We start from the raw sequence: 18,903 nt of genomic DNA on the forward strand, positions 1-18,903 counted from the left end.
GGGTTATCGGTCGAGCCGCGGGCGACCATCCCCGTCCAGCACCAGCGACATGCTGTGGCGGAGGCGGTCATCGGGCTCTGGATGATCGGAACGGGTGTGACAGCCGCGACTTTCGGTGCGGGCGGAAGCGGCGAGCAGCAACGTCCGCGCCACGAGGGTGAGTGCGGCGTCCTCGATTGCCGCTACGCGCCCGGTGATCTGCGGACCGGCCGAATGAGGTGCCGCAGGCGAGCCGTCCGCAGGCGACAATTCTCCAGCCGCGGACAGTCCCCGGGCGGCGCGGCGCCCGGCACCGTCGGCCAACGAATCGCGGCCCGGCTCGGCCGATTCCGACCTGACGTCGGTCTCGCGTTGCGTCACAGCGTCGTTCATGCGCTTGATCGCCTCGTCCAGCCCAGCGCGGTCCCGCACGACCGAGGCGTGGTCGGTCATCAATTGTTGCAACACATCGCGATCCGCACGTTCGGTTACCCGGGCAGGAATTTCGGTCACCCGGACTCGCTCGCCGAGACGTTCGGCAGCCGCCGCGCCGACCCGTTCGCCGACGACCAGACCTTCGAGCAAGCTGTTGGACGCCAGCCGATTAGCGCCGTGCAGGCCGGTGCGCGCGACCTCGCCCGCGGCATAGAGACCAGGCACCGCCGTGCGACCGTGCGGGTCGGTCACCACGCCGCCGCATTGATAGTGCGCCGCCGGGGCAACCGGAATCAGGTCGGTCCGCGGATCGATGCCTGCGGCGCGGCAGGAAGCGGTGATCGTCGGAAACCGTTGCGGGAACCCGTCGATCGTCCGTGCGTCCAGGTAGACATGGTCGGTGCCGAGCGCCCGCATCCGAGCCGCGATCGCCCGTGATACCACATCCCGCGGCGCCAGATCGCCCTGTGGATGAACCCCGTCGGTCACCGAATTCCCTTCGGAATCCACGAGAATGCCGCCCTCGCCCCGCACCGCCTCACTGATCAGCGGACGCCGCCCGACCCCGCCCGGCGTGTACAGCACGGTCGGATGGAACTGCACGAACTCCAGATCGGCCACCGCCGCACCAGCCCACAACGCGAGTGCGACGCCGTCGGCGGTCGCACCGGGCGGGTTGGTGCTGAGCGCGTAGAGCTGTCCGAGACCACCGGTCGCCAACAGCACGGTAGGCGCGTGCACGACACCGAATCCCTTGTCCGACACCGCGAGAACACCCTGCACACCACCGGGACCGGTGAGGATCTCGCAGACCGCCGCGCCGAACAGCACCGGTAACCCGGCCGCGTTCAACGCCCGCTGCACCTCCGCACCGGTGGCATCGCCACCCGCGTGGATGATTCGCCGGGTGCTGTGCCCGCCCTCGCGGGTCCGCGAAATCTGCCCGTCCCGAGCGAGATCGAAGACCGCGCCGAGGTCGGTCAGCGCCGCGACCGCGGCCTGTCCGCCCTCGACGATGGATCGCACAGCGTCCACATCGCACAATCCGGCGCCGGCCTCGACCGTGTCGTGCACGTGCGATTCGACCGAATCACCTTCCGGCGCGACAACAGCGATCCCGCCCTGGGCGTACTGGGTGGACGTGTCGGTGGCGCCTCCCTTGCTGAGCGTCAACACTCGCAACCCGCGCAGCGACGCGGTGCGCGCCGCCGTCAGCCCGGCCACGCCACCACCGACAACCACCAGATCGGCCTCGGTTTCCCAGCCGATCGACACCGATGTCATGCCTCGATGCCGCTCTGTGCGCAGCATGACCGCCTGGCCACGCCGATCCGACTGGCTGATCCGGCACCGTCGCCGGTTACCGGTTCGGCCGCGGCCTCCCGGTCGATCGACACTGGCGTCATGGCCCGCGCCTCGCTATCCATTCCATGGCGCGATCGGTCTTCCGGCGCACCCCCGACTCGCACCGGGCCGACCGCCGCGTCCGTCACACCGACGAGCTGTCCGACCACCGCCGCGAGGGCAGGGGTCGGCGTCATTCACCACCGCCCGGGGTACCGATCTCGATCATTCGCTGCACCGAATTACGGCCGCGCGCAGCGGTTTCCAGGTCGACGTGCACCTCGTCGCGGCCCTCGACCAGGCAGCGCAGCAGTGCGGCAGGGGTGATCATCTTCATGTACTTGCACGAGGCCCGGTCGTTCACGGCCTGGAAATCGATGCCGGGGGCCGCCTTTCGCAACTGGTGCAGCATGCCGATCTCGGTGGCGACCAGCACCTGGGTCGCCTGACCGCGCTGCTCGCGCACCTGCTTGGCCGCGTCGATCATGCCGCCGGTGGACAGGATGTGCACCCGCTCGGCCGGGAACGCGCCCTCGCCCGCCAGGTACAACGCCGAGGTGGCGCAACCGCATTCGGGGTGCACGAACAGATCAGCGTCCGGGTGGGTGCGGGCCTGTTCGGTCAGCTCGTCACCGTTGATGCCCGCGTGCACGTGGCATTCGCCGGCCCAGATGTGCATGTTCTCCCGGCCGGTGACCCGCTTGACGTGCGCGCCGAGGAACTGGTCCGGCAGAAAGAGCACCTCGCGGTCCGGGTCGATCGAGGCGACCACGTCGACCGCGTTGGACGAGGTGCAGCAGATGTCGGTGAGCGCCTTCACGTCCGCGGTGGTGTTCACATACGACACCACCACCGCGTTCGGGAATTCGGCCTTCCAGGAACGCAATTCGTCCGCGGTGATGGAATCCGCGAGCGAGCAGCCCGCCCGCTGATCCGGGATCAGGACGGTCTTGGCGGGGCTGAGGATCTTCGCGGTCTCGGCCATGAAGTGCACGCCGCAGAACACGATGGTGTCCTCCGGCGCCTCGGCCGCGATCCGGGACAGTGCCAGGGAGTCGCCGACGTGATCGGCCACGTCCTGGATCTCCGGCAACTGATAGTTGTGCGCGAGAATTGTCGCGTTTCGTTCGCGGGCCAGTCGCTTGATCTCCTGCGCCCACTCGGGGGTTGCTTCGACACCACTGAACCCCGACGGCCCGTCGAACACCTGCCCCATCAGCGGAGGCGCCAGTTTCGCACCCATCGTCGCCATGATGGCTCCCTTCGTCGTGCGAGTGGCTACTCCGCCGATTCGCACCAAACCAGGTTTTCGACTTATAATCGAAAACGTGGCCCATAGTAGCACCATCCACGAATCGCTCACCGCGGTGTTCCAGGTTCGCCGGTTCCCCGCGAACATCGCCGCAGGTCCGAGCCCTGCCGATGCTGGAAACGAGGTAATCGGTCGGTGCCCACCCGGGCAGCGGACCGAACTGGCGGTGCTGCTGTGGGAGCGTGCGCTGGACCCGCAGAAGGGCACCTGGTCGCTTCCCGGCGGCCGTTTGCGCGACGACGAGGACCTCGACACCTCGGCCCGCCGCCAGCTCGCGGAGAAGGTCGACGTGCGTGAGCTGGCCCATCTCGAGCAGCTGTCGGTCTTCAGCGCGCCCGACCGCGTTCCCGCCCCGCGCCGCATCGCCTCGGCTTATCTCGGCCTGGTCCCGCTCACCGCAGACCCGCAGCTACCCGACGACACCGCCTGGCATCCGCTCTCCGCACTGCCGCTCATGTCCTTCGATCACGGCACCGTCGTCGACCACGCCCGCGCCCGCCTGGCCGCCAAACTCTCGTACACCAACATCGCGTTCGCGCTCGCCCCCGCCGACTTCACCATGTCCACGCTGCGCGAAATCTACTGCGCCGCACTCGGTTACGATGTGGACACGACGAACCTGCAACGAGTCCTCTCCCGCCGCAAGGTAATCACCCCCACCGGCAAGACCCGCGCCCCCGGTCGCGCCGGCGGCCGGCCGGCCGCTGTCTACCGCTACACCGACTCCGGCATCCGCGTCACCGACGAATTCGCCGCCCTGCGCCCGCCCACCTGAGCCACGCAGAACTCACGAATCGACGTTCGCGTTCCGATGCTTACTCCCCCGCCGATACCGCTTCTTGTTCGCCACCGGCTGCGCGGCGCTACTGCGCCGCAACGCATCCCGCCGCCGCCAAGCCACCAGATCAGCCCGCTCCCGCACCTGCTCGACCGGCAGATCCGCCGCCTTGCTCTCCCCCATCGCCAGACCTCCCGTCCGCCAATCGCCCGAACCAACCCGCCGAAACTACCCCCATCCCCAGCACCCCCTCCACCCATTTATCCGCACCCTGCACCGTTCCCCTCGGCACGCGGCGCCCAACGAAAGTTTCGCAAGGGTCCGAGCCGATCCCCGTGGGCGGATTTCAGCGGTTCCGGCGCTCACGTCGTCAACAGCCCGCCGCCGTGCCCGTCGGCAGCGGCACGGGCCGAATCTCCTTGTCGAGCAAGGCCGTTGACGGAACGCTACCTCGAGACCAGATCAGGCGGTTTTCATTTGGGGCTGTGGGGGCGGGGTCATGGTGCGGGTGAAGAGGCGCGCGATGCCCCAGGAGAGCAACTCCACCAACCAGAACAGCACCAGGAATACCTGGACCACGATGGCCGGAATCGCCAGGAACACAACGGAAGGCACCGCGATCAGGACCCAGGTGATCAGCGCGCCGGGCGTCGCTCCGCGCAGCCCGCTGGCCAAGCGGACCGCCGCCCACATCATCCAGCGGCGCGGCACGGTGACACCCAGTTCGCGCAGGCAGCGCCGGAAGAGGCCGTCCGCGTCCGCGGTACCCACCGCCCCTGAGCTGCGCAGGTAGTCGTGCAGGATGGCCGCGCGGGTGTAGGCCCCGTAGCGCGGCACCAGCCACACGAAGGCACGCGGCACCGAGGCGAAGTCGGTCCGGAACCCCGCGGGGATCACGAATTGCTGGGAATCACCTTGATAGACGAGCGGTTCGACCACCCGCCAGAACTTGGCGTCGAGTTCCTCGACCACCAGCCCGCTACCGACGAACGCCACGACTCGTTCCTCTCTGAACGCACAGCGTGTCCCATAATTCTAGGCTGATCCGGTACGTCTGTGCCGTCCCGCGGGCAACGGTTCGGACAACGCGTCAGCGGTGGGGACGAGTCTCCGGCAACGAACCGGAACCGGCCTCGCCGGCCGGTTCGTAGTTACCGTAAGGGAGCGGACCGGCGCCCGCCGGGTACGACGCGGCGCGGTACGGGTCGAACGCGCCTGCCGGATCGTAGGTTCCGGCCGCGACGGCGGTGCCGGTGCCGAGGTCCTCGGACGAGTTCAGCGCCGCGAAGAACAGCACCAGCAGCGACGCGAGCAGCGGCTGCACGATCAACGCGAGCCAGGTGCCCACCTCGGTCGGTAGCTCCACGATCTGCCCGACCGGCGGATCGTGCGGCCGCGGGTGGTACCACTCGGCGACCTGCTCCCCCAGCCGCGCCATCACCACGGCGCCGATCAGCGAACCGGCCAGCAGGCCGAGCTGCAACAGCGGTCCGCGCTGACTGCGCCACCGCCACGTGGCGACCGCGCTCAGCACCCCGGCCACCGCGCCGAAGCACACGAACATCGCCACCGCGTCGAACTGGTGCACGCTCTCGCCGGTCAACACCGCGCCGCGCCCCGGCTCGACCACGAACAGCTGCTCGGTCGGCGCGAGCAGACCCCACCCGACGCCGCCGAGCGCGCTCACCACGATCACCGCGACGGCCACGACCACCGCCGCCCGCAGCGCGCTCTTCGACGCGCCCACTAGCGCAGTTCCAGACTGGCCGCGTCGATCACGCCGTGCCGGGAGCATTTGGCCCACCAGCCGTCGGGGCTCACCTGCACGATCATCCGGCGGCCGCACTGCTCGCAAAACCGCGGCGGTTCCAAGCCGAGCGCGGCGGCCGCGGGCACGGCGTCCTCGAGGCCGGGCACGATCCGTTTGCCGGTGAACGGGTTATAGCGCTCGTCCATGCCCATGACCTTACTCATGGGTCCGGTCACAACGTTTCGTTGAGCGCCTTGATCGGCATCTTCAACTCGCCGAGCAGATCGAGATCAGCCTCGGCGGGCCGGCCGAGCGTGGTCAGGTAGTTGCCGACGATGACGGCGTTGATGCCGCCGAGGATGCCCTGCTTGGCGCCGAGGTCGCCGAGGGTGATCTCGCGACCGCCGGCGAAGCGAAGGATGGTGCGCGGCAACGCGAGCCGGAACGCGGCGACCGCACGCAGCGCGTCGGCCGCGGGCAGCACCTCGAGGTCGCCGAACGGGGTGCCCGGACGCGGGTTGAGGAAGTTCAGCGGTACCTCGTCGGGCTCGAGTTCGGCCAGGTTCGCCGCGAATTCCGCACGCTGCTCCAGGCTTTCGCCCATGCCGAGGATGCCGCCGCAGCACACCTCCATGCCCGCCGCGCGGACCATGCGCAGCGTGTCCCAGCGCTCTTCCCAGGTGTGCGTGGTGACCACGTTCGGGAAGTGCGAGCGAGAGGTCTCCAGGTTGTGGTTGTAGCGGTGCACGCCCATGGCGGCGAGCTGATCGACCTGGTCCTGGGTGAGCATGCCGAGCGAGCAGGCGACCTGGATGTCGACCTCGTTGCGGATCGCCTCGACGCCGGCCGCGACCTGCGCCATCAGCCGCTCGTCCGGGCCGCGCACCGCGGCGACGATGCAGAACTCGGTGGCGCCGGTCTTCGCGGTCTGCTTGGCGGCCTCGACCAGGCTGGGAATGTCGAGCCAGGCCGCGCGCACCGGCGACTGGAACAGGCCCGACTGCGAGCAGAAGTGGCAGTCCTCCGGGCAGCCGCCGGTCTTGAGGCTGATGATGCCCTCGACCTCGACCTCGGGGCCGCACCACTTCATCCGCACGTCGTGCGCCAAGGCCAGCAGTTCTTCGAGGTGCTCGTCGCCCAGGCGGAGGACCTCGAGGGTCTGGTCCTGGGTGAGCCCTTCGCCGCGGTCGAGGACTTGCTCGCGGGCGACGGACAGAATGGAGGTGTCGACGGAAGCCTGGGTCACTGCACGAATCCCTTCGGTCGGCCGAGGTGGCCGGGCAACTTGAACGGTGTTCAGGCTAGGGTAGACACGACAGTGAGTCAAAACACTGGGAGCCGGGTGCACAGCCGCACAACGGCTCATCCGGGCGTGCGGCGAACACCGCGGCGTGCGAGCGGCAGCGCCCGAACCGGTAGCCTGCGTAACCACGAAGGCGGCCACCAGCGCCACCCTCGGACGGGAAGGAATTCGGGTGCAACTGCACAGAGCGGACGTGGTCGACGGCGCCATCGCGATCCTCGACCAGTACGGCCTCGCCGACCTCACCATGCGCAGGCTGGCCGGCTCACTCCAGGTGCAACCCGGCGCGCTCTACTGGCACTTCCCCAACAAGCAGGCCCTGCTCGGCGCGGTCGCGGACAAGATCCTGCTGCCCATGGACGATCCGATCGCCGCCACCGAATGGTCCGGCCAGCTCAGCGAATTGGCGCACCGCCTGCGCGACTGCCTGCTCGCCTACCGCGACGGCGCCGAACTGGTTTCCGCCACCTACGCGTCCAGGCTCACCACCAGCAAGGGCCGGGAGCGCATGTCCAGCGCCGCGATCCGCGCAGGCATGCCCCGGCCCGAAGCCGACCTGACCTCGTTCACGCTGCTGTACTACGTCCTCGGCCAGACCGTCGACGAACAGTCCAGGATGCAGATGGACTCCGCCGGCGCCCTCCCCGCCGACGAAACCCCCCTCGACGAATCCCCCGACCCCACCGCCCGTTTCGACTTCGGCCTGCAACTCTTCATCGCCGGCGTCCGCCAGCTCCTGGGCACCCGAGTCCGCTGAACAACACCGCCACGCACCTCGTGCTGCAGCCCACGTACGTGACCCGCGCACGCCTCCTGACGCACCGCACAATTTCTGACGCACCGCACGGTTTCTGACGCACCGCACACCTCCCGACGAGCCGCACACTTTCTGATTTCCCACACGGTTTCTGATTTCCCGCACCTGGAATTGCATGCGATTTCCGGTGCGGGAAATCAGAAGGTGTGCGGCTGTTCAGGTTTCTTCGGGGTGGGGGTTTCGGCGGGGGAACCAGCGGTAGATGGCGAGCGCGCCGGCGGCTGCGGCGGCGGCGAGGGCTAGCGACGAAATGCTCAGGAGGGCAATGGCGCTGACGGCCCCGGCGAGGATCGGGCCGGCGAACATGCCGATGTCGTGGGTCAAGCGCCAGGCGCCGAGGAATTCGGCGCGGCGGCCGTCGGGGGCCACGTCGGCGCCGACGGTCATGATCAGGCCGTTGCTCACGCCGTTGGCGAGGCCGAGTAGCACGGCGACCACACCCATGCCGAGTACCGATGACGTGAACGGCAGCGCGCCGAATCCGATGGCGAACAACAGCATTGCCGGGATACCGGTGGCTCGGCTGCCGCGCCGGTCCAACCAGAGGCCCGCCGGATAGGACATCAGCACATCCACCGCGCCCGCGATGCCGAACACCAGGCTCGTGGTCGACGCGCTCAGCCCGATGTGCGCCGCCCACAGCGGGAGCACCGAGACCCGGGCCGCGCGGACGGCGCCCATCAGCAACGCCGCAGAACCCAAAGTGCCGAGCACCGCTCTGTTTTCGACGACCACCGAGCGCAAGGTATGTCCGCTCCTGCCAGCATCCGTACCTTCCGGCGCGGGGATGGCGACCATCGCGGCGCCGGAGAGCACCGTGGTGACCAGCTGCAACCACAACGCGCCACTCGGCCCCATGCCGTGCACCAGCGCGGCACCCAGGAAGGGCCCGCAGAAGTACCCGAGCCGATGCGCGCCCGCAAGGGTGGACATCGCCCGGCCGCGCTCCGCCGCGGGCACGACCGCCACGATGTAGGACTGACGAGCCAGCCCCCACACCGCGGCAGCCGCACCGTTGAGCAGCAGACCTACCGCCAGCAACCAAACATTCGGCGCGGCAACCGCACACAGCACCCCGATTACGCCAAGCACCGAGCCGACCGCGATCGCACCCCGCTCACCGATCCGGGCCACGATCCGCCCCGCGGGCAGATCCGCCACCACCATGCCGAGCCCGCTCAGCGCGACCAGCAATCCGGCCAGCCCGATCGAGGCCCCGAGATCCAGCGCCCGCAACGCATACATCGGCGACGCCGCGCCGGCTCCGGTGCCGTACAACGCCATCGGCACGAACACGGTCCAGGTCAGCGACCGCAGCCGAACCGACTGCCGGGTAACGACTTCCGCGCTCACCGCGCAGCAGCCGAACGATGAACCATCCCGGAGCTCGCCGCCATCGAGCAGAGACCTACTGCGGGACGCCCACTTCCGACGCCGCAGCTCCCCGTCCGGCCAAGGACGGATGGCGACCGAACCAGACCACCGAATGAGACACACAACAGCGGTCGCTCCGCATGATCCAGGTGTACGTGGAGCGGAACAGTCCGCGTTCCGGCGGGACAGCCACTTTCGGTCTCCCACCGCCCCACTACGCCGAGGCCAGGTGTCGCGCGGATCCGCTCGCCAGGCCGGGCAAGGCGAAGTAATCGCCGAGCATGGCACCGACGTGAGCAGTAGCGAACAGCTGGTAGCCGCGTGAGACGGTCTCCGTGGCTCGCCAGGCCAAGGCCGGATGGCAACGAATCTCGATCGCCGAACGAGACACCCAAAAACGATCGCTCAGCATGATCCTGGTGTAGCGGTGCGGAACAGTCTGTGCGTCGGCTGGACAGCCATTTTCGGTCTACCACCGCCTCAACGCGCCAGTACCCGGTGACGTCTGCTTCTGCTCGCCAGGCGCGGCAAAGCGAGGTGATGGCCCAGCATGGCGGGGGCGTAATCAGTACGGAACAGGCGGTGATTCTGCGGGACAGTCGGTTTCGATTCCCTCCCCGGCTCACTGGGCCAAGGCCGGGTGGCGCGCGGTGCGGCCCGCCGGGCGCGGGAGGCCGAAGTGGTCACGCAGGGTTGTGCTGGTGTATTCGGTGCGGAACAGGCCGCGCTCTTGCAGGATCGGGACGACGGTCTCGGCGAAAACTTCCAGTCCGCCAGGGTAATACGGCGGCATCACGTTGAAACCGTCGGCGGCGCCGTTGCGGAACCACTCCTCGATCGTGTCGGCGACCTGCTCGGGTGTTCCGGCGAACACGCGGTGTCCGCGCGCACCGGCCAGCTTGTGCAGCAACCCGCGCACCGTCGGCCGCTCCCGCTGCACGATGCCCGCGACGACCTGCAACCGGCTGCGGGCGTTGTCGGTGACATCGCCCGCGTCGTCGAACAGATCGACCGGAACCGCCTCGTCGAGCGGCAGCTGCCGCAAACTCTTGCCGACGATGTTCTCCAGTTGGGTCAGACCGTATTCCGGCACGGTGAGCTCGTTGAACTCGCGCTCCAGCCGCTTGGCCGCCGCCTCGGTATCGCCGATGAACGGACTGATCCCGGGCAGGATCTTGACGTGCTCCGGGTCGCGTCCGAAGCCCCGCGCCTGCGCTTTGATGTCGGCATAGAACTTCTGCGCGTCCTCGAGCCGCTGATGCGCGGTGAAGATCGCCTCGGCGTACTTGCCCGCGAACGAGCGACCTTCGTTCGACGCACCCGCCTGCACGAGCACCGGGTATCCCTGGGGCGTGCGGGGCGCGTTGAAAGGCCCACGCACCCTGAGATGTTCGCCGACGAAGTCGATCGGATGGATCTTCTCGGGGTCGGCGTATACCCCGCTCTCCTGGTCCAGCAGGATCGCGTCGTCCTCCCAGCTGTCCCACAGCGCGACCACGGCGTCCACGAATTCCCGTGCCCGCGCGTAGCGTTCGGCGTGGTCCGGATGCTTGTCCAGGCCGAAGTTGGCAGCGGCCAAATCGGTTCCGGTGGTGACGATGTTCCAGCCGGCCCGTCCCCGCGAGATGTGATCCAGCGTGGAGAACAACCGAGCCAGGTTGTATGGCTCGTAGTAGGTGGTCGAGGCGGTCGCGATGAGCCCGAGACGCGTTGTCGCCGTGGCGATGGCGGTCAGCAGCGTGATCGGCTCCAGTCCGGACCCCGCGTTGTGCTTGACATTGGTGCGCAGCGCGGGCCCGTCGGCGAAGAACACCGCGTCGAGTTTCGCGGCCTCGGCGGTGCGGCCGATCTGCTGGTAATAGTCGACGTCGTAGATGCGCTCCGGCTGACTTTCGGGATGCCGCCAGGCCGCCTCGTGATGACCGGACGGGTAGATGAACGCGTTGAGGCTGAGCTGACGCGGAGTACTCATGAGGCTTGCTTCTCTTCTTCATGGCCCGCCTGGTCGGTGGAACCGACGCCGAGGCTGGCGAGCAACAGGGACCGATGCCGGATAAAGCCCGGATCACTGTGCCTGCGTGGACGTTCCAGATCGATGAGCTGGTCGACGGCGATGCGTCCCTCGTCGAGCACGAGGACGCGGTCGGCGAGCAGCACCGCCTCGTCGACGTCGTGGGTGACCAGCAGGACGGCGGGCCGGTGCTTGGCGCACAGGTCCTGCAGCAGCGCGTGCATCTTGATCCGGGTGAGCGCGTCGAGCGCGCCGAACGGCTCGTCGGCCAGCAACAGCTCCGGCTCCCGCACCAGCGAACGCGCCAAGGCGACCCGCTGCTGCTCGCCCCCGGAAAGCTGCCTGGGCCAAGCCTTTTCCCGCCCGGCCAGGCCTACCTCGGCCAGCGCGGCACGACCACGCTCGGCGGCACCGCTCCCCTTCAGGCCCAGGATCACGTTGTCGAGCACCCGGATCCACGGCAGCAGCCGCGAATCCTGGAACACCACGGCACGTTCGGCGGGCACGGTCAGTTCACCCGACCCGGGCACGTCGTAGTCCAGTTCCGCCAGCGCCCGCAGCAACGTGCTCTTACCCGAGCCGCTGCGGCCGAGCAGGGCAACGAATTCCCCGCGCGCGATGTCGAGATCTATGTCCTGCAACACGACTCGCTCGCCGAACCCGCGACGCAGATCGCGCGTCCGGACGACGTTCAGTCGCCCAATGTCTGTCGCCATGACAGCGCCTTCCTTTCCACCGCGCGCACGGCGAGATCACCGAAAAGTCCGAGCAGCCCGTAGATCACGAGCCCGACCACGATCACGTCGATCTGCCCGTAGGTGCGGGCCTGCGTCATCAGGTAGCCGATGCCGCTGGTCGCGTTGACCTGTTCCACCACCACCAGGGCCAGCCAGGCGATGGTGACCGCGAGGCGGAGTCCGGTGAAGAAGCCCGGCAGCGAGCCGGGCAGCGCGATCCGGCGGATGAAGCCCCAGCGCGAAAGACCGACGGTCTGCGCGAGTTCCACATACCTGGAGTCGACACTGCGCAGGTAAGCGTGGGTGTTCAGATAGATCGGGATGGCCACGCTCGTCGTGATGACGAGCAGCTTCATCTCCTCGCCGATCCCGAACCACACGATGAACAGGGGGATCAGCGCGAGCGTCGGAATCGCGCGTTTGATCTGAATCGGCCCGTCCACCAACGCTTCCCCAATCCGGCTGAGCCCGGCGACGAGCGCGAGCACCAAACCGACGAGCACGCCGATGGCCAGCCCGACGCCGGCCCGCTGCACCGAGGTGAGCAGGTTCGATTGCAGCCTGCCGTCGGAGATCAGTTCACCGGCGGTCGAGGCGACCGTCCACGGCGCGGGCAAGGTCTCCGGATCCACAGTGCCGGAGGCGGATCCGATCACCCAAGCGAGGACCAGCAGCGTCGGCCCGACGGCGGCGCCGAACGGAATCGGGCGTCCCGGCCCGAGCCGCTGCCGGGCCGGCCGGCGCTTGGCCAGCGCCGGGGCGGTGCGGCTGCCGAACCGGTGCCATACCCCGGCATCCACCGTAGCCATCAGCGCTCCTTCGGTGCGAACGCGGCGCCGCTCTGGGTGACCGCCTCGGTGATCGCGGCGTCGTAGCGCAGGTCGAAGCCCTTGGCCGCCTGCACCTTCTTCGGCAGCTCACCGGCCTTGTCGATGGCGTCGATGGTGGCCTGCTGGCGGGCGACGAGCTGCTGGTCCAGGTGCGGGAAGGTGAACAGGCCGAGCGAGTCGACGATGCGCTTGGCGTCCTCGGGGCTGACCTTCTGGTTGTCCACGTAGTACTTGCGCGCCCACTCGTCCTGATGGGTGTTGACCCACTGGTTTGCGCGCACGAAGGCGGCGGCCAGCGCCCGGGTCGCGGCCGCCTTGGCCGGATCCTGCGTCACCGCGCGGCGCGCGTACAGGTAGCCGAGTCCGCCGTAGATGCCCTCGGTCTGTGAATCCGGGATCAGCGAGGCCCCCGGCGTCCGCAGCAACCGGGTGACATTCGGCTCGATCAGCGGGGCGACATCGACCTGCGCGGTGCGCACGGCATCGAGGAACTCGGCCAGCTGCAACCGGACCAATTGCACGTCACCGGTTTTCAGCCCGGCCTTGTCCAGCGCGCGCAGCACCGCAGCCTGCTGGGCGGTGCCCTCGGCGTAGGCGATCTTCTTGCCCTTCAGATCCGCGAGCGTGCTCACCGATTTGCCCGGCGCGACAGCGAGTTTCAGCGCGGCGGGACTGGTCTGGTAGGCCGCGACGATCGGCACGTCCTGCCCGGCGATCAGCGCGTGGATCGGCGGGACGTCGCCCACCCACGCCACGTCGGCGGCTTCGGCGCGGAAGGCCTCGAGAATGGCCGGGCCGCCGACGAAATTGGCGAACTCGGCCTTGAACGGGAGCTTGTCCAGCTCGCCGGAGATTCGGAGCACCTGTTGCAGGCGCTCGGACTGGTCCGCGAGGACCAATGTGGTTCCAGCTGGAACTTCAACGGGCAGTGGCGTATCCGCCGCGACGGGACCGGCCGGCTTGTCGCTGTTCGCGCAGCCGGTGAGTCCGAGGGTCGCAACGGCTGCCACGGCGAGCAATGCGGCGGTGGTGCGGCCAGGGCGGCCGAACAGAAACGTGCGTGGTCGGTACATAGACGGATTCAAACAAGACAAAACCGGCCCGAACACCGTTTGTCTCAGCCTGGTTCGAACTGCTCGGCACGGTGCCCGGTGCGGTATCAGCGCGGCGCGGCCGCGACCGCCGTCTCCCGCACCTGCGCCTGATAGCGCTGGATGAACGGCAGGATCTGCTGATCGATGAAGGTGTTGTATTCGATCGGCCGCTGCATCGGGTTGGCGTGCCCGGTGTTTCGCGCGAGCACCACCGACAGCGTGCCATCCACACCGCCGGACTCCTCGATCAGCACCCGATGCGAGTACTCGACATCGACCACCCGATCCCGGTCCGGATCGCGCGGCCGGATGAAAACGATAGCGGGGCGCGGCTTTCCGTCCGCCGGGGCGGCCAGCGCGCGCAGATCGCCCGTCGCGCCGCCGGCCACGATCGCGGTGAACTGCGCCTCGATCAGGCCGTTGCTCGCCGCGTTGCGGGAGAAGATCTTCTCCCGCAACACCTCCTGGAGAACTTCACCGAACTCGGCGAAGCGGATGCCGGGCGGTATCCCACCGCCGCCGTGGGAGAGGAAACGATCCCGGCGCGCATAGGTTTCCACCGCGAGCCGCAGCAGCCGGCTCTCGCGCGCACCGGGCAGCCAGCGCATCCAGCGCACCATGTCCTCACCCGCGCCGCGGCTTTCCGGCCGGACCGCGTTCAGGTCCACCGGCGTGCAGTCCAGGATCACGCCGACCAAGCGGCGGTCGCTGTCCAGGTGGATGTGTTTGGCGACCTCCAGCGCGATCACCCCGCCCATGCTGTGCCCGACCAGCACCACGTTCTTCAGGCCGGACAGCTCCGCGGCGCGCACGATCAGGTCGGCGATCACCTTGGTGTCGATACCTTCGTTGTCGTAGCGGATCGCCCACACCACGCCCATCCCGCGCAGCGAGGGCAGCGCGGCGGCGGTCGAGCTGGCGTCCAAGCCGCCGAGGCCGACCATGTCCACCACCACGGTGTCCCAATTCTTGGGATCGGCAGGGGCGGCGACGGGCAGGATCGCGGGGTCGGTGCGCGCCAGGCGCGCTTGCTCGGGTTCGACATCGAAGGTCAGGTACTGGGCGAAGACGACGAGTATGGCAGCAAGCAATACGACCACCCGCAGCACTGCCGACCTGGTCCGGCGCAACGTCTTCCACTCGTGCCACAGGCTGGTGTCCCGTAGCCGGGCTTTGCGTCGCGCGTCGTCCCAGTCCGTGACAGTGGACGGGTGCCGGTCATCGAACGGCGACATCTTCCCCACCGTACGTAAGGGTGTGGATGGTCGCCATTGCGCGCACAACCCTGGCGACAGGGTTAACCCGACCGACCGGTAGAGTTCGTCCGTCATCCCTGGCGGGTGCGAGAATCCGGTGCAATCCCGGAACGGTCGCGCCACTGTGATCGCCCTCACCGGCGAGAGTCAGACCTCCCCTGCCAGGACAACTCTGGAGAGGCCGCGACTTGCCTGTGGAGCACTACTGATGAGCCGTGTGCGTTCGGCGCTCATCTTTCCCCTGCTCGGGGTGCTATTGATCGGCGCGATGGTGCTTGCCACCGGATTCGGGGCGGAGACGCTGCCGGTTTCCTCGGTGCTGGAGGTGCTTCGGCAGCGCGTCACCGGGCAGGCGCCTACCGATTTCGGGCTCGACACCATCGTGTGGCAGTTGCGGGTGCCGCGCACGGTGCTCGCGGCGATCGTCGGGGCGGGGCTGGCGCTGGCCGGGGCGGCGATGCAGACGCTGGTGCGGAACCCGCTGGCCGATCCCTATCTGCTCGGGGTGTCTTCGGGGGCGGGGGTAGGGGCGGCCGCGGTCATTACGTCCGGGTTGTTCGCCGGCGCCGGGGTGTGGGCGCTGTCCGGCGGGGCGTTGATCGGGGCGTTCGTCGCGGCGGGCCTGGTGTTCCTCATCGCGGTGGCGCAGGGTGGGTTGACGCCGTTGCGGTTGGTGCTCACCGGGACGGTGCTCGGATCCGCGTTCGCGGCGTTGAGCAGCTATCTCATTTTCCGGCGTCCCGATCCGGGCGCGGCCCAGTCGGTGCTGTTCTGGTTGCTCGGCAGTCTCGCCGGGGCGGACTGGACGCGAATCGCGTTGCCGCTCAGCGTGGTCGTGATCGCCGGGGTCGCGCTGCTCGCCGCGAACGGCTGGCTGGACGCGTTGACCGTCGGCGCGGATACCGCTGCGTCACTGGGTGTTCCGGTCAAGCAACTGCGTATCGGATTGTTCCTGCTGCTCGCGGTGCTGGTCGGGGTGCTCGTCGCGGTCTCCGGGGGTATCGGCTTCGTCGGTCTGGTCGTCCCGCATGCCGCCCGCCTGCTCGTCGGGCCGCGCCACCGCACCCTGCTGCCCGCCTGCGCGCTGTGCGGAGCGCTGTTCCTCGTCGTCGCCGACGCCGCTACCCGAATCTTGGTTCGCCCCACCGAGATCCCGGTCGGCGTGCTGACCGGGTTGATCGGCGCGCCGGCCTTCCTGATCCTGATGGGGCGTCGGCGCTATCGGTTCGGTGAAGCATGAACCTTCGCAACGATCATCGAGCACCACTCGATCGCACGTCGGACACGGCACACGGCGAGACTCGCGGCAATGGTGCGGCAGTCGAAGCGCGAAGTGCTGCCGGGACATTGGAGGCGCGCGGGCTCGCGTGCGCTGCCGGTCGGCGGACCGTAATCACCGATATGACCTTCGCGATCCAGGCCGGCGAGACGATCGGGATCGTCGGCCCGAACGGCACCGGAAAAACCACGTTGCTACAGACGCTGGCCGGAGTGCGGCGACCCGTGCGCGGCGAAGTGATCGCGGACGGGCAAGTCCTGCACCAGATATCGTCGCGCCGTCGAGCACGCACCGTCGCCATGGTGGCACAGGACGAACGCCCGCCCGCCGACCTGCGTGCGGGCGAGGTCGTCGCACTGGGCCGCACGCCATACCTGCCGCCGTGGGGCGCGGGTTCCCCGCGCGAACAACAGGTCATCCAGGATGCCTTGGCCGCCGTCGACCTGACCGGCTTCGCCGACCGCCCGGTCCACCGCCTCTCCGGCGGCGAACGCCAACGCGTCCTGCTCGCCCGCGCCCTCGTCCAGAACACCCCCATCCTGCTCCTGGACGAACCCACCAACCACCTGGACATCACCCATCGCCTCGAACTCCTCGCCTTGACCCGCACGCTGAACCGCACCGTCGTGATGGCACTGCACGATCTGGCGTTGGCCGACCGCTACTGCGATCGAATCCTGGTGCTACACAACGGCACCGCGCACCCGCTCGCCCCACCCGCCGACGCACTGGCCCCCACGGTGGTCGACGAGGTCTTCGGCGTCCGCGCGCTGCGCGTCCCCCACCCGGAAACCGGCGACCCGCACCTGCTGATCACTCCCCGCGAACTCACGCCATGACTCCCACCACGGCCGGCTCCCCACCTCACCCCAAACTTTCCTCCCAATCCACCCCGGCCAAGTCTCGTCGAACGCACTCCACTCGCATACAGGTCCGCACAGCGGCCCGCACGCCATCCGGCGCCCCGTCCCACCCTGCGCGCACGCACCCGCGAATGGGACCCCACAGCGGCCGCACTCGCGATTCGGCGCACCCACGTCCCAACCGGCGCACACCCAGCTCACAAACGGGACCTCACAGCGGCCACACTCGCGATTCGGCGCACCCATGTCCCGACCGGCGCGCACTCCGCTCGAATACGGGACCACACAGCGGCCCACTCGCAATCCGGCGCCCCGTCCCGCCCTGCGCGCACGCACCCGCGAATGGGACCCCACAGCGGCCACAACCACGATTCGACGCACCCACGTCCCAACCGGCACGCACCCAGCTCGCAAACGGGACCTCACGGTGGCCGCAGTCGCGATTCGGCGGTCTCATTTGCGATGGGTGGGGGCAGAGGGATGTCAGTGAGTAGGACTCGCTTGGTGCGCCGGTGTCCTGTTGCGGATCAGTACTGAACTTGTCGGTTTTCTCGAGAGGCGAATGAATGAAGCACACTGTGCGAGTGTTGGTGGCGGTTGCGCTGGCTGCGGCGGTGGCCGGGTGTAGTGCGGAGAAGGCGGCCGGAGGGGATATCACTGTTCGGAATTGTGATGTGGACGTGCGGTTTCCGGCGCCGGCCAAGCGGTTGTTCGTCAATGACGGGAACTTGATCTCGATGGCGCTGGCGCTCGGGGCGCAGGATCAGGTGGTCGCGGTGTCCAGTGTGCAGCGGGACGCGGATACGTTGCGCAGGCATTACGGTCCAGTGGTCGATCAGTTGAAATCGGTTGCGCCGGAATATCCTTCGCGCGAGACCGTGCTGGCGCAGGGGCCCGATGTGATGGTCGCGGGGTGGAGCTACGGGTATGACGAGGCGAAGAACCTGACGCCGGATTCGTTGAGCAAGGCGGGGATTGCCGCGTACACGCTCACCGAGAGCTGCCGCCAGCACAATGGTGAACGTCCGCGCGGGATCGTCGAACCGTGGACGGCGCTGCGCGACGACCTGACCAACCTCGGCGCCATCACCGGCCGGTCCGACCGCGCCACCGAGGTCACCGCCGATCTGGATCGGCGGCTCGCGGCGCTGGCAGGCGCACCGCAGGCCGAGCGTAAGCCGACCATCTTCCTGTTCGACAGCGCCACCGACTCGCTCATGTCCAGCGGCAGTTTCGGTGCGCCGCAGGCGATCCTGGACGCCGCGGGGGGACGCAACGCGCTCAGCGACGTCCCCGACACCTGGACCAGGGTCTCCTGGGAGCGCCTCGCCGCCGCCGACCCCGACGCCATCATGTTCGTCGACTACCCGCCACAGACCTTCGCCCAGAAGGTCGACGCGCTGCGCGCCAAGCCCGGCATCAACCAACTCCGCGCCGTCACCGAGGGCCGCTTCCTCAACCTCCCCTACGCCATGTGGACCAGCGGCCCGCTCAACATCGACGCCGCCGAGCAGATCCGCAAGCAACTAGAACGCTGGAACCTGGTACCCGCCTCGGCAATCCAGCCCAAGGCCGACGACACCATCCGCTGACCGACCTGCCGCGAGCCGAATCGTCAGCAGCGCAACAACTTCGCGCTGTCTGATGCGAGTCGAGCGAAACGTCACCCCGACACAGAGGGTACGCGTCTCCGAACTCGTGTCAGTGAGTTCGCACGACGGGCAGAGTCCACGCTCGACAG

The 18,903-nt window shown here is 68.5% G+C and carries 19 protein-coding genes and 1 riboswitch; of the genes, 5 read left to right on the forward strand and 14 right to left on the reverse strand.

Annotated elements, in window-relative coordinates; genetic code table 11:
• Window positions 1–3 precede the first annotated feature (3 nt).
• Both ACFYO1_RS24995 and nadA read right to left on the reverse strand, forming a co-directional pair.
• Window positions 4–1,698, reverse strand: a complete 1,695-nt coding sequence (locus ACFYO1_RS24995; protein WP_387235573.1) for an L-aspartate oxidase — start codon at window positions 1,696–1,698, stop codon at window positions 4–6.
• Window positions 1,699–1,951: 253 nt separating this feature from the next.
• Window positions 1,952–3,010: a quinolinate synthase NadA gene (gene nadA / locus ACFYO1_RS25000; protein ID WP_387235576.1), complete on the reverse strand. Its 1,059-nt coding sequence runs from the start codon at window positions 3,008–3,010 to the stop codon at window positions 1,952–1,954.
• A 76-nt stretch (window positions 3,011–3,086) separates the two neighbouring features.
• Here nadA and ACFYO1_RS25005 point away from each other — a divergent pair, with 76 nt between their 5' ends.
• On the forward strand, window positions 3,087–3,845 hold the full coding sequence (locus tag ACFYO1_RS25005) for an NUDIX domain-containing protein (protein ID WP_387235579.1): 759 nt from the start codon (window positions 3,087–3,089) through the stop codon (window positions 3,843–3,845).
• Between the two features lie 12 nt (window positions 3,846–3,857).
• On the opposite strand, the gene ACFYO1_RS25010 is transcribed toward ACFYO1_RS25005, so the two are convergent.
• From ACFYO1_RS25010 to bioB, 5 genes are all read right to left on the reverse strand, one after another.
• A complete protein-coding gene (locus ACFYO1_RS25010; RefSeq protein WP_387235582.1) occupies window positions 3,858–4,031 on the reverse strand; it encodes a hypothetical protein in 174 nt (57 codons plus the stop codon).
• Between the two features lie 279 nt (window positions 4,032–4,310).
• Window positions 4,311–4,844, reverse strand: coding sequence for a DUF1353 domain-containing protein (locus ACFYO1_RS25015; RefSeq protein ID WP_387235585.1), 534 nt, complete (start codon window positions 4,842–4,844; stop codon window positions 4,311–4,313).
• Between the two features lie 94 nt (window positions 4,845–4,938).
• A complete protein-coding gene (locus ACFYO1_RS25020) occupies window positions 4,939–5,595 on the reverse strand; it encodes a DUF2567 domain-containing protein (protein ID WP_387235588.1) in 657 nt (218 codons plus the stop codon).
• Window positions 5,595–5,804 carry a hypothetical protein gene (locus ACFYO1_RS25025; protein WP_150406698.1) on the reverse strand — a complete coding sequence of 70 codons (210 nt, stop codon included), beginning with the start codon at window positions 5,802–5,804 and terminating at the stop codon, window positions 5,595–5,597. Before ACFYO1_RS25025 ends, ACFYO1_RS25020 begins: the two co-directional genes overlap by 1 nt.
• A gap of 26 nt (window positions 5,805–5,830) precedes the next feature.
• Window positions 5,831–6,844 carry a biotin synthase BioB gene (gene bioB, locus ACFYO1_RS25030; protein WP_387235592.1) on the reverse strand — a complete coding sequence of 338 codons (1,014 nt, stop codon included), beginning with the start codon at window positions 6,842–6,844 and terminating at the stop codon, window positions 5,831–5,833.
• Between the two features lie 229 nt (window positions 6,845–7,073).
• On the opposite strand from bioB, the gene ACFYO1_RS25035 reads away from it, so the two are divergent.
• Window positions 7,074–7,658 carry a TetR/AcrR family transcriptional regulator C-terminal domain-containing protein gene (locus tag ACFYO1_RS25035; RefSeq protein WP_387235595.1) on the forward strand — a complete coding sequence of 195 codons (585 nt, stop codon included), beginning with the start codon at window positions 7,074–7,076 and terminating at the stop codon, window positions 7,656–7,658.
• Between the two features lie 216 nt (window positions 7,659–7,874).
• Here the strand turns inward: ACFYO1_RS25035 and ACFYO1_RS25040 are convergent, their stop codons facing one another.
• The 7 genes from ACFYO1_RS25040 to ACFYO1_RS25070 form a co-directional block, all read right to left on the reverse strand.
• Complete coding sequence (locus ACFYO1_RS25040) at window positions 7,875–9,071, reverse strand: MFS transporter (RefSeq protein ID WP_387235598.1); 1,197 nt, start codon at window positions 9,069–9,071, stop codon at window positions 7,875–7,877.
• A 235-nt stretch (window positions 9,072–9,306) separates the two neighbouring features.
• Window positions 9,307–9,483 carry a hypothetical protein gene (locus ACFYO1_RS25045; protein WP_387235600.1) on the reverse strand — a complete coding sequence of 59 codons (177 nt, stop codon included), beginning with the start codon at window positions 9,481–9,483 and terminating at the stop codon, window positions 9,307–9,309.
• Window positions 9,484–9,714: 231 nt separating this feature from the next.
• A complete protein-coding gene (locus ACFYO1_RS25050; RefSeq protein ID WP_387235603.1) occupies window positions 9,715–11,064 on the reverse strand; it encodes an LLM class flavin-dependent oxidoreductase in 1,350 nt (449 codons plus the stop codon).
• Entirely contained in the window at window positions 11,061–11,819 is a 759-nt protein-coding gene (locus ACFYO1_RS25055; protein ID WP_387235606.1) for an ABC transporter ATP-binding protein, read from the reverse strand. The genes ACFYO1_RS25050 and ACFYO1_RS25055 overlap by 4 nt, the downstream gene beginning before the upstream one ends.
• Window positions 11,795–12,649 (reverse strand): ABC transporter permease, encoded by an 855-nt coding sequence (locus ACFYO1_RS25060; protein ID WP_387235609.1) that lies wholly within the window; start codon window positions 12,647–12,649, stop codon window positions 11,795–11,797. Before ACFYO1_RS25060 ends, ACFYO1_RS25055 begins: the two co-directional genes overlap by 25 nt.
• Window positions 12,649–13,743 (reverse strand): ABC transporter substrate-binding protein, encoded by a 1,095-nt coding sequence (locus ACFYO1_RS25065; RefSeq protein ID WP_387235612.1) that lies wholly within the window; start codon window positions 13,741–13,743, stop codon window positions 12,649–12,651. Before ACFYO1_RS25065 ends, ACFYO1_RS25060 begins: the two co-directional genes overlap by 1 nt.
• An 86-nt stretch (window positions 13,744–13,829) precedes the next feature.
• On the reverse strand, window positions 13,830–14,999 hold the full coding sequence (locus tag ACFYO1_RS25070; RefSeq protein ID WP_387235616.1) for an alpha/beta fold hydrolase: 1,170 nt from the start codon (window positions 14,997–14,999) through the stop codon (window positions 13,830–13,832).
• Window positions 15,000–15,061: 62 nt separating this feature from the next.
• Window positions 15,062–15,198: riboswitch (cobalamin riboswitch) on the forward strand.
• A 30-nt stretch (window positions 15,199–15,228) separates the two neighbouring features.
• On the opposite strand from ACFYO1_RS25070, the gene ACFYO1_RS25075 reads away from it, so the two are divergent.
• From ACFYO1_RS25075 to ACFYO1_RS25085, 3 genes are all read left to right on the forward strand, one after another.
• Window positions 15,229–16,260, forward strand: coding sequence for a FecCD family ABC transporter permease (locus ACFYO1_RS25075; protein WP_387235619.1), 1,032 nt, complete (start codon window positions 15,229–15,231; stop codon window positions 16,258–16,260).
• Window positions 16,261–16,421: 161 nt separating this feature from the next.
• Window positions 16,422–17,138: an ABC transporter ATP-binding protein gene (locus ACFYO1_RS25080; RefSeq protein WP_387235622.1), complete on the forward strand. Its 717-nt coding sequence runs from the start codon at window positions 16,422–16,424 to the stop codon at window positions 17,136–17,138.
• A 590-nt stretch (window positions 17,139–17,728) separates the two neighbouring features.
• On the forward strand, window positions 17,729–18,754 hold the full coding sequence (locus tag ACFYO1_RS25085) for an ABC transporter substrate-binding protein (RefSeq protein WP_387235625.1): 1,026 nt from the start codon (window positions 17,729–17,731) through the stop codon (window positions 18,752–18,754).
• Window positions 18,755–18,903 lie beyond the last annotated feature (149 nt).

The organism is Nocardia sp. NPDC006044, from assembly GCF_042871115.1.
In the GTDB taxonomy this organism is placed as follows: domain Bacteria; phylum Actinomycetota; class Actinomycetes; order Mycobacteriales; family Mycobacteriaceae; genus Nocardia.

Excerpts from the sequence above, each read along its gene's own strand:
- ACFYO1_RS25055 (WP_387235606.1), bottom strand. The coding sequence starts at position 11,819 with ATGGCGACAGACATTGGGCGACTGAACGTCGTCCGGACGCGCGATCTG.
- ACFYO1_RS25080 (WP_387235622.1), top strand. The coding sequence starts at position 16,422 with ATGACCTTCGCGATCCAGGCCGGCGAGACGATCGGGATCGTCGGCCCG.
- ACFYO1_RS25085 (WP_387235625.1), top strand. The coding sequence starts at position 17,729 with ATGAAGCACACTGTGCGAGTGTTGGTGGCGGTTGCGCTGGCTGCGGCG.
- ACFYO1_RS24995 (WP_387235573.1), bottom strand. The coding sequence starts at position 1,698 with ATGACATCGGTGTCGATCGGCTGGGAAACCGAGGCCGATCTGGTGGTT.
- ACFYO1_RS25065 (WP_387235612.1), bottom strand. The coding sequence starts at position 13,743 with ATGTACCGACCACGCACGTTTCTGTTCGGCCGCCCTGGCCGCACCACC.
- ACFYO1_RS25060 (WP_387235609.1), bottom strand. The coding sequence starts at position 12,649 with ATGGCTACGGTGGATGCCGGGGTATGGCACCGGTTCGGCAGCCGCACC.
- ACFYO1_RS25075 (WP_387235619.1), top strand. The coding sequence starts at position 15,229 with ATGAGCCGTGTGCGTTCGGCGCTCATCTTTCCCCTGCTCGGGGTGCTA.
- ACFYO1_RS25025 (WP_150406698.1), bottom strand. The coding sequence starts at position 5,804 with ATGGACGAGCGCTATAACCCGTTCACCGGCAAACGGATCGTGCCCGGC.
- ACFYO1_RS25010 (WP_387235582.1), bottom strand. The coding sequence starts at position 4,031 with ATGGGGGAGAGCAAGGCGGCGGATCTGCCGGTCGAGCAGGTGCGGGAG.
- ACFYO1_RS25050 (WP_387235603.1), bottom strand. The coding sequence starts at position 11,064 with ATGAGTACTCCGCGTCAGCTCAGCCTCAACGCGTTCATCTACCCGTCC.
- nadA (WP_387235576.1), bottom strand. The coding sequence starts at position 3,010 with ATGGCGACGATGGGTGCGAAACTGGCGCCTCCGCTGATGGGGCAGGTG.
- ACFYO1_RS25070 (WP_387235616.1), bottom strand. The coding sequence starts at position 14,999 with ATGTCGCCGTTCGATGACCGGCACCCGTCCACTGTCACGGACTGGGAC.